Here is a 13890-nt window from a genome sequence, read left to right as displayed (position 1 = left end):
TTAGACAATCCCGGCGCGTTCGAACTGCTTTTTTAGAAGGGAACGTCCAATCAAAGCACCAAGGATGCCCGCGATAAATATGCCTACAAGTAATGGGATCAAACTCCAGTCCGGAATAAGCTTCATAAGTGCATCCGCATAGGCCTTTCCATAACCGCCTTGTGCTAAATCTTGATAATAAGCATCACGGCTAATAACAATAGGAATATAGTTGCCGATCAGCCATATTGAAAAAATACCTTTGCTGAGAATTACTTTTTTTGCACTGGAATAATCCGAGGATTTTAATAACGAATCCGCTAAAAGGCCCGCGATAAGTCCGGTGAAGGGTGCATATACGCCCATTCCCATGACCCCGATTAGTAGTCCAAGCAAAAATCCCATAATGGTTATAAGCCCAAACTTTTTCGTTTTGCTCACAAACAACACATAGGGAATACCGTCAATAAGTGGCACGATGATGCCTAAAAGCGGAATAAATATTGGCATGTAACCCAGCATTGCTACTGCCATGCAAAGAGCAAACATAATGGCAGTAAAAATACCTGTGGTGATCAAATCTTTTGCTTTAATTCCAGATGATTTTTTCATACGATTAACCTCCATTGAGTTAGGATAAGCTAACTTAGCACATTTGATTAAACTTCTTTAAGGGCATTTCATTCAACTCCGATTAAAATAAAAAGCTCCATTCGGACATTTTATAGGCCTTGATTTCTGAGCCGTTTCTGAAGGTTATGCGGATATCTTCTTTGCTGAATACCGTGATATGATCTACAAGAGCACAGAAGCTCTGTTCGTCGAATGTTTGCAGAAGCCTGTCTTGTTTTTGTAGCTGCTTCAGGCAGAACTTGATATCGGCTTTGGTTGCCTGCATCTTTTTGAGCTTTCGGATGGTGGTTAAGCTGTCCACGGTATTTCTGGCAAAACGCTAGACCGATTTGGTGACGATAAGCTCTATTTTTCCGTCAAGGGCATCTTTGAGAACAAAACGCCATATTTGATACATTTTAACGGCACAGCCGCTTAGGGTACGAAACTCATACTCAGGGGTACGAAAAATAGGCATGGGGGCACGAAAACAATTCGAGAGGACAAATAGCATCACGATCATATAAAACCAGGTCTTCTTCTGGTCATAATTATTGACGTAAAAATATTTCTCTTGACAGATAGCAACAGCTGGGTGTAATGTTTAGATAACTTAGTTATCTAAACAAGAACTATTTTTGATGGGAGGATCTATGACTACAGGTAATTTTGAAGAAACTCATGCCAACATACTAAAAAGTGGTCTGGATGCCTTCTTGGAGGAAGGCTATGAAAAAGCAAATATGAGAAGAATTTGTAAATCAGCTGGCGTGACAACAGGAGCTTTCTATAAGCATTTTACAGATAAGGAAGATTTGTTTGCAAAGTTGGTAGAGCCTTTAGCAGATAAGATCAATGAAATTTATAACTACTACGAAAAAGAAAGTTTTTCCACCTACGGCACGGAATTTCCCGTTCCCAAAGAAAAAATCTTAAAAGTTCTTGAACTCAAACAAGAAGGGACGCTTAAAAGTGTTGAGTTTTTCTATGCACATAAAGATATCTTTGAGCTTCTTATTTTTAAATCCTATGGCACAAAGTATGAGTATTTCTTAGATAAGATCATCGAAATTGAGGATCGTAATGACTGGTCGATTTTAGAGATGATCCATGGGAAAGAAAACGCGGATTCCATTATGACCAAGCAAAGTGTTCATATCATCAATCATGCATTTTTCAACGCCATCTCTGAACTCGTTGTACACGCATCCGATAAAGAACAGCTTCTCAGTATGGCAAAGACGATGTCTACTTTTTTCAATGCGGGTTGGGAAAAGTATCGCAGCCCGTAGCTCTATATTTTTTATCCAAGAGATAACTTAGTTATCTAATTTGCTTTATATGTGATCGTGAGGAGGTGAAAACATGAAAAAACAAAGTCCCATAAAGCGTCTGTGGGAACTGGCTGCCAGTCAGCACGCCGGACTAAAACTCTCTGTGAGTCTTGCGGTACTTGGAGTTTTAGGTGGTATCGTTCCCTACGTGGCTGCGGGACAGGTTCTGACAAACTTATTTAATGGTGTGACAGACTTCAGTGCTTATATGAAAGCCTGCGTTGTCGGGTTTTTAGGCTATGCCGTGAAATCCGTTCTATATTCACTGTCGCTTTCCGTTTCCCATAAAGTCACTTTTGAACTTTTACAGGAACTGCGCGAAAAAATGCTGCACAAGCTTCCAAAACTCTCGCTGGGGAAAGTAACAGCGACACCCAGCGGTGAATGGAAGCAGCTCATTGTAGATCAGGTGGAAAGTTTGGAGCGTCCGGTTGCTCATCTTATTCCGGAAATGACGGCAAATATGGTGGGGCCGCTCTGTATTTTGATTTATCTCATTGTACTGGACTGGCGCATGGCACTGTTATCTTTGGTATCCATCCCGATCGGAATGTTTTTTATGAGTATCATTATGAAAAGCTACGGCAAGCAATATGCCGGCTCGGTCCAGGTTGGCGCTCAGATGAATGCCGCTATTGCGGAATATGCCGGAGGCATTGAAGTTATTAAAGCTTTCAATCAAGGAGAGAGCAGCTATCACAAGTTTTCCGAGAAAATTCTCGCAAATGCCCAATACTACTACGACTGGATGAAAAGCGTTCAGTTCTTAATGTCGCTGTCTAAATCGATAATTCCTACAACTCTGCTTGCTGTTTTGCCGGCAGGATATCTTTTTTATCAAAGTGGAAGTTTGGACGGAGGCACATTTCTGACGACGGTGATCCTCTCTTTCTCCCTTTCGGGCCTTTTGATGGCTGCCATGAATTTTGTGGACAGTTTGGCTCGGGTGGGAACGGTTGTTGGTCAGATTGATGCGCTCTTAGCTGCCGAAGAACAGCAGCATGAAAAACACCCGATATCGTTCAACAAACACGACATTGTTCTCGATCATGTTTCTTTTTCCTATGAATCCGGTGAAGATGCCAAAGAAATTATTCATGATGTTTCTTTAAGCATAAAAGACGGGAGCTTTAATGCATTTGTAGGTCCATCCGGCGGCGGCAAATCGACCTTAGCAAAACTGATAGCCGGCTATTGGGATGTGGAAAAAGGAAGCATCGCTATCGGTGGCATCAATGCGAAAAAGGTTCCCTTAGAACAACTCTATAACAGCGTTTCCTTTGTATCTCAGGATAATTTTCTCTTTAACGAAAGCATTCGCAACAACATTCGCATGGGTTGCTTGAGTGCTACGGATGAAGACGTGGAGCACATTGCGAAGCTTTCGGGCTGTCATGACTTTATTGAGAATCTGGAAAACGGTTATGACACGATTGCAGGAGAAGGAGGCACTCATCTTTCTGGAGGTGAGCGTCAGCGGATTTCTATTGCGCGCGCCATGCTTAAAGATGCCCCGATTGTCATTTTCGACGAAGCAACAGCATACATTGATCCCGAGAATGAAGTGCTGATGCAGCAAGCACTGGGACAACTTGTTGCGGGGAAGACCGTTATCGCAATCGCTCATAGACTTTCCACCATCACGGGAGCCGATCAAATCTTCGTCATAGAAGAAGGAAAAATCGAAAATCATGGCACACATCAAGAGCTGCTTGAAGAGTCAAAGCTCTATCAAAGTATGTGGCTTGCTCATGTAGGCGCGAAAGGAGGTAAATAACATGTTGAACGCACTGAAAAAAATAGGACATTTTGCCGGAGAGGAACAGGGCAATATTAGAAAGTCCATCGCCGTTTCCTTTCTTTTTGCTATTTTCTATATGTTTCAAATTGGTGCTGTTTACTTTGTCATCGTAGGGATGCTGGGAAAAGATATCGGCATAAACCCTGCTCTTTTGGCACTCCTTTTTCTCCTTATCAGCATCTTCGGACGTGCTCTTACCAACTACTTTGCTCAGCTCGAGCAAACACATGCCGGCTACTTCATGGTGGCTCGGCAGAGACTTGCGGTCGCAAACAAAATGAAGACCGTGCCTATGGGTTATTTTGATGAAGCAAACACCGGCAATATTGTAGGAACGCTTACTACGGTTCTCGGTGATGTAGAAAACACAGCTCCGGTTGTGCTGATCAATATCATGGGAGGCTTTCTCAATGCTTTTGTGTTTACTTTAATAACCTTGATCTGGGATTGGCGTATCGGTCTCATCGTTATTGTCGGTACACTGATTTATTTGTGGGTTACCTCGGCGATGGAGAAAAAGACGGCGCATCTTGCACCGAAACGCCAAGAAGCGCAAGCAGAACTGGTGGAAGCCGTCCTTGAACAGATTAAGGGAATGTCCATTATTAAATCCTTTAATCTGACAGGGAAAGGTGATAAAAAGGTTCATGCGGCAATTCGTCGTAACAAGAAGACCAACCTTGCTATTGAAAAAATGTTTACGCCTTACAATATGGCCCAGGATTTTGTGCTTAAGCTCTTTAGCATTTTGATTATCGTTGTAGCTATTTACCTTTACGTGCAAGGAGCTATGATTCCGGAAAATGCTCTGATGTCCGTTATCATTTCCTTTATGATTTTTGCCCAGATTGATTCCGCCGGTTCATCTATGGCTGTTTTGCGTGTGGTATCCAGTTCTATTGATCAGGTAGAAAACCTAAAACAGATGCCGGTTATGGATATTCATGGTGAAGACATCCGTCCGAAAAAAGCCTCCATAAAGGTAGCAAATATTGACTTTTCGTATGGAAGCAAAGAAATTTTGCATGATGTAAGCTTTACCGTTCCGGCAAAAACAACCACGGCCATCGTAGGCCCTTCTGGATCCGGGAAAACAACGGTTTGTAATTTAATTGCCCGTTTCTGGGATGTCAATGCAGGAAGCATCAAAATTGGAGGACATGATATTCGGGACTATACGTTGACTTCTTTGATGGATCAGATCTCTATGGTGTTCCAAAGCGTCTATTTGTTCCAAGACACCATTGAAAACAATATCAAATTTGGAAACATGAATGCCACGCATGAAGAAGTCGTTCAAGCTGCTCAAAAAGCAGCTTGCCATGATTTTATCATGAGTTTGCCGGAAGGCTATAAAACGGTAATCGGAGAAGGCGGTGCATCTCTTTCTGGTGGTGAAAAACAGCGTATCTCTATTGCAAGAGCCATCCTCAAAGATGCGCCCATCATCATATTCGATGAAGCAACAGCCAATGTCGATCCGGAAAACGAAGATAAGCTTCAGCAGGCTATGAACAGCTTAATGAAAGATAAAACCATCATTATGATTGCTCATCGCTTGAAAACAGTTGAAAACGCCGATCAAATTTTAGTGATTGATGAAGGCAAAGTAGTGGCGAGTGGCACACATAACGAACTTGCCGCCAAAGACGGTATTTATTCCAGGTTCCTTCAGGCTCGGAAAACGGCTGAGTCTTGGAAGATATAAAAAACATTTAAGGAGGATTTTATGAAACTTAAAAATGTGGTACAAATTGCAGTGCTTGGAGTCATTGGCTTTGTTCTGGCTATGGGCATCGGTATGCTGACGGGACTTTTAGGCGTGGTTTCACTTTATGTATCCGCAGGATTTGGTGCTTTCTTTGTTGCACCGGTCTATGTCATCATGGCACGCAAGGTGCAAAAACGAGGTGCATCGTTTCTCTTTTGGCTGATTATCGGTCTCTTATACATTGCAATGGGCTATTGGATTGCAACACCGATTTGTGTTGTTGCCGGTATCATAGCTGAACTGATTGTAGGTGATTACAGCAATAAAAACCGTATTGCCATGGCTTTCAGCGCATCAATGTTTATTTACGCCATGCATCCGATTCTATTTGTTGTGTTGTTGGGTGCCGAAAACATTGCACGCTTTGTCAGCAGCATGAGTTTAGAGCAAGCGCAAATGATGGTGGCCAGCTATACCGGAAATGTAATAGTGATTTGCGTTTTGGTAAACATTGTTTTGGAGCTTATCGCCGGCCGCTTCGGGCTTTTCATCAATAACAAGTTTTTTGAAAAGAATAGTAAACAAAGCAGGCTTAGCTGATGATAAAGAAATCAGCTCTAAAGAAAAAGGAGGAAGGACAGCTGCATCCGTATACGCTCTTCGCGCTTACGATTCTGGTGTCCTTCCAAGTCTTTTTTGGCAATCAAACGGTCTATTGGGCTGTGCTTGTTCTGACGTTGTTGATTGCTTTAAATGCCTCGACAGGTCTCTTCCTTAGACAGATTATTGTTTTTTCTGTTTCCTATGGCATGATGTATTTTTTGGCCTTCGCTGATTTGGGATATGTCACAGGCATTTTTATAGGACTTTTTGCACTCATTACCCGCTTCATACCGATCTTTAATATTGGCATTGTATTGATTCTTACCAGCCCATCGAAAATCTTAGCCTGTTTTCGCAAGCTTCATATGCCCAACACCGTTAGTGTAGCCATGATTGCAGCTTTGCGTTTTATGGATGAAATTGGCCTGCGCTTGCATGAGATTCGAAACGGTATGAAAATCCGCGGCTTTCATGCTTCCCTTTTGCATCCCGTCCGCACTTTTGAGCTGTACTTTGTTCCTTTGGTATATAAGTGTCTGCATGTCAGCGAAACGCTTGTCTCTTCAATTATTGCCAAAGGTATCGAGTATGAAGGAGAAAAAACCAGTTATTATGATATGCGCTTTAAATTCGCAGATGGCATCAGCCTGTTTGCCGGCGTGGCGCTTTTGGGAGTTGCACTATGGACATCATGAAAGTCAATATTGAGCGCTTCACCTATCAAGGAGCAGAAAAGTCATCTTTGCATGCTATTCATTTTGCGATCGCACCGGGAAAACTGGTCGTACTCACCGGTAATTCCGGCTGCGGAAAAACAACGCTTACCAGAGTGATGAACGGACTCATACCGGATCAGTATGAAGGCACACTGGATGGCAAAGTCACATTATTGGATCAAAATCTGCATGATTTTAAGACGGGTACCTTGGCTAAGGTCATCGGCAACGTATTTCAAAATCCATCCGATCAATTCTTTACCCGCAAGGCAGAAGATGAGGTCGCCCTTGTCGGAGAGAACCTCGGCATGCCGCAGGCGGAACTGAGAAAACGGGTGAAGAAAGCTTTTGAGTACATGAGCATTGCTCACTTAATGGATAAAAATTTGAATGAACTTTCCGGCGGAGAAAAACAGCGGGTAGCTATTGCCTCTACCTTAGTTTATGACACAAAGATTATTTTCTTTGATGAGCCTTCAGCTTCCCTTGATCAAGAAGGTATCCGAGATTTGCAAGGCATCCTGAAATTGCTCAAAGCATCGGGTAGAACCATCATCATCGCCGAACACCGACTATATTTTTTGGAGGATCTCTACGATAAGCTCTATGTCATGAAAGACGGAACTTTTATCAAAGAATTTGATGCGGGCGAACTGAAATCATCCGATTGCAAAGACTTGGGACTTCGAACGATAGATTTTTCCGCACTTGTTCCGCACAACACGACAAAGACAGGTGAGCGTGTTTTTTCTGCGAAGGATGTTCATGTCTCTGTAGGCAAAAAAGAACTCATCTCGAATTTATCCTTTGACTTACATTCCGATGAAATCATGGGGATTGTCGGCACAAATGGTATCGGAAAAAGCAGTTTAGGTCGTGTTCTCTGCGGACTTGCCGGCAAGAAGCAAAATATTTCATGGGGAAAAACTCAGCGAGAACGACTGAAAAATGCCTACTACATGATGCAGGATGTAGACTACCAGCTGTTTTTTGATACCGTAGAAAACGAGGCGCTCGCGAACGGCAAAAAAATAAGCGATGCTTATTTGGCAGAGGTCTCTTGGATCATTAAGCATATTGATCTTTGGAATAAACGCAGCGAGCATCCGCAAAACTTATCCGGCGGGCAAAAGCAAAGGCTGGCTCTCGCCAATGCTTTTTTGAGTGAAAAGCAAATTCTTATTTTGGATGAGCCGACCAGCGGTTTGGATTACATGCACATGGATAAAATCGCCGAGCTTATCTTTGAACTTGCCAAAGGTCGCCCGACACTTATTATTACGCATGACATCGAACTATTACTGAAAGTCTGCCGGACGGTCCTTCTGATCAAACAAGATGGATATGAGAAACTTGATTTACAGACGGCAGAATATCATAAGCTCATTTCTTATTTTGAGCAGATGATGAAATAACGGCGGCTAAGCGCAAATCTCGCTGCCGTTTCTGAAGGTTATGCGGATATCTTCTTTGCTGAATACCGTGATGTGATCTACAAGAGCACAGAAGCTCTGTTCCAATCTCTTGAAAGCTATTAAGAATCTCATCTTTATTCTCTATGAGCTTGTTGGTCGCATAAAGGACGGCAGCTTTTAGCTCTTCATCAGTAAGATGCATTCCGTTTTTGCAGGGAGAGTTTTTCTTGCCGTGCCTGTTGCATTGCCAGATGGCCTGCTTGTGTTTGTCGTTGGAATGCCAGACTTTTGAGATGTATGATGAGATCTGCCAAGCCCTGTCTGCGGATGAGGACCTGAAAGCTATGATCCGCCAAGCTTTAACTCCCTCTTGCTATCCGGATCCGGCCATGAGGACAGCGACAATTGATTTCGGCTATTATCTGGCCAATTTCTACCGGGAAGAGAATTCCCTTCAAGAGACAGTTCTCAATGAGAAGGTTTTCAGTGGGAAGGTATATACAAAAGAAGATTTCCTGGATGAGGTCTATATGACAGCGGACCGCTATGATTCTCTGGAAGCCCTGGTTCGAAATAAAATGAATGTGATCCTCCAGGGGCCACCGGGGGTGGGGAAGACCTTCACGGCCAAAAAGCTGGCCTATGCCATGATGGGCCAGGTGGATGAGTCCCGGATCGAGATGGTCCAGTTCCACCAGAATTATTCCTATGAGGACTTTGTCATGGGTTACCGGCCGGATGGGGCGGGCTTCAAGCTGACCGATGGGATCTTCTACCGCTTCTGTCAGATGGCGGCCAGTCACCCGGATCAGGAATATTTTTTCATTATTGATGAAATCAACCGGGGGAACATGAGTAAGATTTTTGGCGAACTACTCATGCTCATCGAAAGGGACTACAGGGGGAAGGCAATCACCCTGGCTTATAGCGGCTCGCCTTTTTCCGTCCCGGACAACCTCTATCTCATCGGCATGATGAATACGGCCGACCGGAGCCTGGCCATGATCGACTATGCCCTCCGCCGGCGGTTCAGCTTCTTTGACCTGGGACCGGGATTTGATTCCGAGGGCTTCACCAAGTATCAGAGGGCATTGGCAAACAGGACCTTTGATCGGCTGATTAACCAGGTCAAAATCTTGAATGAAGAGATTGCGGAAGACCGGTCCCTGGGGCCCGGCTTCCGGATTGGTCACAGCTACTTCTGTGGACGGGAAGAAGTGGGCGCTGATGAGGAGTGGATCCGGTCGCTTGTGGATTTTGACCTGATCCCCATGCTCAGCGAATACTGGTTTGATGAGCCGGCCAAGCGGGAGCGGTGGGAAATGAACTTGCGTGGGGTCTTTGATGACTAAGGATAAGACCATCTTCATCAAGAATATTTACTATATGCTGTCCTATGCCTTCCAGGTCCTTAGGAATTCCAACTATGATAGCCTGGCCTCCGAGCCTTTTGACCATGCCCAGGACCTCTTTGCCGCCATCCTTGCCAAGGGTCTGGGAAGGCAGGTCAAGCAGGGGCTCTACCTGGAGTACACCGGCAAGGAGGAGGACCTTACGGTCATGCGAGGGAAGCTGGATGTCGCCGGAACCATCCGGAATAGGATCCAGCGGAAGCAGGACCTGGCCTGCGAATTTGATGAACTGTCGGAAAACAACCTCTACAACCGGATCCTGAAGACCACCCTCCATTACCTGGTCCGGGATGAGGGGGTTGATGTAGAGAGGAAGCGGGCACTCATGAAAATCCTCGTTTTCTTTGACCGGGTTGATTTGGTGGACCCGTCGGAAATCGCCTGGTCAAGGCTCCAATACCTTCGGAACAATGGAAGCTATGAGCTCCTCATCAATATTTGCTACTTTGTCCTGGACGGGATGGTTCAGACCACGGACAAGGGGGACTACCGCCTCATGACCTTCTCCGATGACCATATGGCCCAACTCTATGAGCGCTTTATCCTGGAATACTACCACTGCCACCATGCCTACTTGACCGAGGTCAAAGCGGGACAAGTCAAGTGGGACCTATCCGGCGAAGAGGAACCCTCCATGGTCCGCTTCTTGCCTCGTATGCAGACAGACGTCTTCCTCCGGATGGGGGAGAAAATCCTCATTATTGATGCCAAATACTACAGTAAGACCATGCAGATCCGGTACGATAAGCGGAGCCTTCATTCAACCAATCTCTATCAAATTTATACCTATGTAAAGAACCAGGACAAGGAGAGGACCGGGAATGTGGCGGGCCTCATTCTCTATGCCAAGACAAATGAGGCCCTCACACCGGACTGCCTTTTTGACATCGGTGGCAACCGGATCGGAGCCAAAACCCTGGACCTGAATGTGGATTTTCGGGAGATTGCCGGACAATTGGATCAAATCGTGGAGGACTTCCTTATTTCAAGTTAAGTTAATAAGTTGAAATAAGGGATCTATTATTGAATCCGTATTTCAATATTTGCAAAAAAAACGTCCCCCATTTCTGGGGGAAGATTGCTAGCTATCTTTTTTTACCAATTCACTGGTTTCCAAATTGTATTCATATTCGATGTCTTTACCGTCCTTGGTTTTCACCTCGATATCCAGTTGATTGTAGGATCCGCTTTCCTCAAAATCAACCGAATAGGAATCCAAGGAATACTCTTGGCCTGCGTCTTGAATGGCATTTTCAATGAGCTCGTCAACTTTTGATAGTAAAGATAAATCGATCGCCTTATTTTCTGAAGTGCGGTCTTTTTCGTCCTCTTCCTTGACAATCGATCCATCCTTAGCGGAAATGCTTAAATCATACTCATGGGTCTCATCAAAGCCTTCAATTTTATATTGGGCGCTTTTCATTTCCTTTTCAAAGCTGATATCCTCGATGCTTGCGCCGGGGTACTTGTCTGTAAATACCTTTACGGCATCAGCTAAGCTGATCATATCATCGTCTGTCTGGCTTTCTGCCTGGCTTTCCATCTGGCTTTCTGTCTGACTTTCTGCCTGGGTACTCGCCTCCGCTGGGTTGGGAGTATCAGCTGGCTTCTGGCAGCCTACCAATCCTAGGGCCAGGGCGAACAATACAATTAATTTCTTCATTCAATCATCCTTTCTTATTTATGATTCTTGCTATACCTACCCAAGTTTAGATATTAGTACACGATTATGGATTATACGATTTTATGAGTCAATACGATTATTTTGTCTTGTTGTTCGTGTTGGTTCCCCCAAAATGGACAAACCACCACTAGATCTTTTTATAGGCAATAGTGTTGATATGCCTAAAAATGGCCAATCAACACTATTCTTCCCTCAAAAACATAGTGTTGATTGGTCAAAAAACGGCCAACCACCACTATTCTTCTCCCAAATCTTCCACAAAAGATAGTGTTGATTTGCCCAAAAACGGCCAACCACCACTATTCTTCTCCCATATCTCTCCAAAAACATAGTGTTGATTTGCTCAGAAACGGCCAACCACCACTATTCTTCCCCCCAAATCACCCCCAAAACATAGTGTTGATTTGTCCAAAAACGCCCAACCACCACTATTCTTCCCATAAATCTCCCGCAAAACATCGTGTTGGTTGGTCCAAATATGCCCAACCAACACGACGACCACCATCCCAACAAACATTGACAATCTCTGAGGAAAAGACTAGACTATACATGATACAAATCCAATATTCTTCAGGGCGGGGTGGAAGTCCCCACCGGCGGTAGAGCCCGCGAGCCGAGAGGCCGATTCGGTGAAATTCCGAAGCCGACAGTACAGTCTGGATGGAAGAAGATGGGGATGCCCCCTGCTCTGGAATCTTCGGATTCCGTTTTTTTATGGGGCCCCATGAGAGGCATAAGCCTCGCCATGCAAAAGTCGCCATGCAAAAAGCAACGATGACGCCCGAGAGGATTCTCGGGCGTTTTTTATTGAAAGGAGGACCCTTGGAAGAAAAGTATATGAAGCGGGCCATCGAATTGGCCCAAAAGGGAGTGGGCTGGGTCTCGCCCAACCCCCTGGTGGGGGCCGTCCTGGTCAAGGAGGGCCGGGTGATTGGCGAGGGCTACCACCACCGCCATAGGGACCTCCATGCGGAAAGGGAGGCCCTCAAGGACTGCCGGGAGAGGGGGGAGGACCCCCGGGGGGCGACCATCTACGTCACCCTGGAGCCCTGCTGCCATACGGGAAGCCAGCCCCCTTGCACGGAAGCCCTCATGGAAGCCGGGATCGCTCGCCTGGTCTGCGGGTCGGATGACCCCAACCCCAAGGTGGCCGGCAAGGGCTTCCGGATCCTGGAAGAGGCGGGGGTGGAGGTCCATCGGGGCTTCCTCAAGGAAGAGTGTGACGGCCTCAACGAGATCTTCTTCCACTACATCCAATCCGGGCGTCCCTACGTCGCCCTGAAATACGCCATGACCCTGGACGGGAAGATTGCCAGCCGGACGGGGGACTCCCGGGGGATTTCCTCCATAGAGGCCAACCGCTGGGTTCATGGCCTCCGCCACCGTTACCGGGGGATTTTGGTAGGCATTGGGACGGTCCTGGTCGATGATCCCCTTCTGACCTGCCGCCTGGAAGGGGGGAGGAGCCCGGTACGGGTCATCCTGGATTCGGACCTCCGGATCTCCATGGAATCCCAATTGATCAAGACGGCCAAAGAGGTTCCCACCATCCTGGCCTGCCTGGAAGGAGCTCCTCCGGACAAGAAGGAAGCTTTGGAAAAGGCAGGGGTCCGGGTCCTGGCTTTCCCCGAAGAGGAAGGCCGGATCCCTCTGGGGGACCTCCTGGACCGGTTAGGAAAAGAGGGAATCGACTCCCTCCTGGTGGAAGGAGGGTCGGAGGTCCACGCCTCCTTCCTGGATAAACCCGCCCTTGTCCAAAAGGTCTACACCATTGTTGCTCCCAAGCTCCTGGGAGGGAGGGAGGCCAAGACCCCGGTCGGGGGATTGGGCCTGGAGAAAATCGCCCAAGCCCTTCCCCTGGAATTCCATGAGGTCCAACAAATGGGACCGGACCTGGTTATAGAAAGCAGGTTGTCATGTTCACCGGAATAATCGAAGAAATCGGCCGGATCAAGGCCATCCGCCGGGGCCGGGCCTCGGCGGAGCTGGAGATCGCGGCCAAGAAGGTCCTGGAGGACGTTCAGGTGGGGGATTCCATTGCTACCAACGGGATCTGCCTGACCGTTACCGGCTTTTCATCCAGTTCATTCCGGGCCGATGTCATGCATGAGACCCTCAACCGAACGGCCTTCCAAAGCCTCAAGGTGGGATCTCCGGTTAACTTGGAGCGGGCCATGGTAGCCAATGGACGCTTTGGAGGCCACATGGTCTCCGGACACATCGACGGGACGGGGGAAATTATGGCCTTGGAGGAAGACGACAATGCCCTTTGGGTCACCATCGGAACCGGGCCGGACATCCTCCGCTATATTGTAGAAAAGGGATCGATCGCCATTGACGGGGTATCCTTGACGGTGGCCACGGTAGGGGCGGACCGCTTCCAGGTCTCCCTGATCCCCCACAGCCTCAAGGAAACCAACCTCCAATACAAGAAGAAGGGGGACCCGGTCAACCTGGAGTGCGATATGGTAGCCAAGTATGTGGAAAAATTTTTATCAAAAGCCGCAGGAGAAGGAGGCGGGGAGGGGGGATCAAACCTGACCCGGGAATTCCTTTTGCGGAACGGATTTTAGGAAAAGGCGGCCGGTCCCCGGACCAAGGCTGAAAGAAGAGTGAAAGAGAG

At 46.5% G+C, this 13890-nt stretch carries 12 protein-coding genes, 1 pseudogene and 1 riboswitch; of the genes and pseudogenes, 10 read left to right on the top strand and 3 right to left on the bottom strand.

Annotation, left to right across the window (positions count from 1 at the left end; translation table 11 throughout):
- Both HGKM_RS06930 and HGKM_RS09095 read right to left on the bottom strand, forming a co-directional pair.
- Nucleotides 1-591 (bottom strand): MptD family putative ECF transporter S component, encoded by a 591-nt coding sequence (locus HGKM_RS06930; RefSeq protein ID WP_019134612.1) that lies wholly within the window; start codon nucleotides 589-591, stop codon nucleotides 1-3.
- 82 nt (nucleotides 592-673) lie between these two features.
- Nucleotides 674-913 (bottom strand): hypothetical protein, encoded by a 240-nt coding sequence (locus HGKM_RS09095; RefSeq protein ID WP_019134611.1) that lies wholly within the window; start codon nucleotides 911-913, stop codon nucleotides 674-676.
- Between the two features lie 331 nt (nucleotides 914-1244).
- Here HGKM_RS09095 and HGKM_RS06915 point away from each other — a divergent pair, with 331 nt between their 5' ends.
- The 8 genes and pseudogenes from HGKM_RS06915 (at nucleotide 1245) to mcrC (ending at nucleotide 10577) form a co-directional block, all read left to right on the top strand.
- Complete coding sequence (locus tag HGKM_RS06915; protein WP_019134609.1) at nucleotides 1245-1883, top strand: TetR/AcrR family transcriptional regulator; 639 nt, start codon at nucleotides 1245-1247, stop codon at nucleotides 1881-1883.
- A gap of 73 nt (nucleotides 1884-1956) precedes the next feature.
- A complete protein-coding gene (locus HGKM_RS06910) occupies nucleotides 1957-3702 on the top strand; it encodes an ABC transporter ATP-binding protein (protein WP_019134608.1) in 1746 nt (581 codons plus the stop codon).
- A gap of 1 nt (nucleotide 3703) precedes the next feature.
- A complete protein-coding gene (locus tag HGKM_RS06905; RefSeq protein ID WP_019134607.1) occupies nucleotides 3704-5434 on the top strand; it encodes an ABC transporter ATP-binding protein in 1731 nt (576 codons plus the stop codon).
- A gap of 21 nt (nucleotides 5435-5455) precedes the next feature.
- Complete coding sequence (locus tag HGKM_RS06900) at nucleotides 5456-6037, top strand: MptD family putative ECF transporter S component (RefSeq protein ID WP_019134606.1); 582 nt, start codon at nucleotides 5456-5458, stop codon at nucleotides 6035-6037.
- Nucleotides 6037-6735 (top strand): energy-coupling factor transporter transmembrane component T family protein, encoded by a 699-nt coding sequence (locus HGKM_RS06895; RefSeq protein ID WP_019134605.1) that lies wholly within the window; start codon nucleotides 6037-6039, stop codon nucleotides 6733-6735. The genes HGKM_RS06900 and HGKM_RS06895 overlap by 1 nt, the downstream gene beginning before the upstream one ends.
- A complete protein-coding gene (locus tag HGKM_RS06890; protein WP_019134604.1) occupies nucleotides 6723-8171 on the top strand; it encodes an ABC transporter ATP-binding protein in 1449 nt (482 codons plus the stop codon). The genes HGKM_RS06895 and HGKM_RS06890 overlap by 13 nt, the downstream gene beginning before the upstream one ends.
- A 497-nt stretch (nucleotides 8172-8668) precedes the next feature.
- Nucleotides 8669-9523: pseudogene (locus HGKM_RS06885) on the top strand (AAA family ATPase); the annotation flags it as partial.
- The gene (mcrC, locus tag HGKM_RS06880; RefSeq protein WP_019134602.1) at nucleotides 9516-10577 is read left to right on the top strand and encodes a 5-methylcytosine-specific restriction endonuclease system specificity protein McrC; all 1062 of its coding nucleotides are present in this window, start codon (nucleotides 9516-9518) and stop codon (nucleotides 10575-10577) included. The pseudogene HGKM_RS06885 and the gene mcrC, both read left to right, overlap by 8 nt.
- An 87-nt stretch (nucleotides 10578-10664) precedes the next feature.
- Here the strand turns inward: mcrC and HGKM_RS06875 are convergent, their stop codons facing one another.
- Nucleotides 10665-11246 (bottom strand): PepSY domain-containing protein, encoded by a 582-nt coding sequence (locus HGKM_RS06875; RefSeq protein WP_154645942.1) that lies wholly within the window; start codon nucleotides 11244-11246, stop codon nucleotides 10665-10667.
- 583 nt (nucleotides 11247-11829) lie between these two features.
- Nucleotides 11830-11943: riboswitch (FMN riboswitch) on the top strand.
- Nucleotides 11944-12104: 161 nt separating this feature from the next.
- On the opposite strand from HGKM_RS06875, the gene ribD reads away from it, so the two are divergent.
- Both ribD and HGKM_RS06865 read left to right on the top strand, forming a co-directional pair.
- Complete coding sequence (ribD, locus tag HGKM_RS06870) at nucleotides 12105-13199, top strand: bifunctional diaminohydroxyphosphoribosylaminopyrimidine deaminase/5-amino-6-(5-phosphoribosylamino)uracil reductase RibD (RefSeq protein WP_034579942.1); 1095 nt, start codon at nucleotides 12105-12107, stop codon at nucleotides 13197-13199.
- Nucleotides 13184-13840, top strand: a complete 657-nt coding sequence (locus HGKM_RS06865; protein WP_019134599.1) for a riboflavin synthase — start codon at nucleotides 13184-13186, stop codon at nucleotides 13838-13840. The genes ribD and HGKM_RS06865 overlap by 16 nt, the downstream gene beginning before the upstream one ends.
- Nucleotides 13841-13890 lie beyond the last annotated feature (50 nt).

Origin of the sequence: Kallipyga massiliensis ph2 (genome assembly GCF_000311985.1) — a bacterium.
GTDB classification, from domain to species: domain Bacteria; phylum Bacillota; class Clostridia; order Tissierellales; family Peptoniphilaceae; genus Kallipyga; species Kallipyga massiliensis.
Note: the sequence above shows the minus strand (reverse complement) of the source record. Positions and strands in the feature narration are given on the sequence as shown.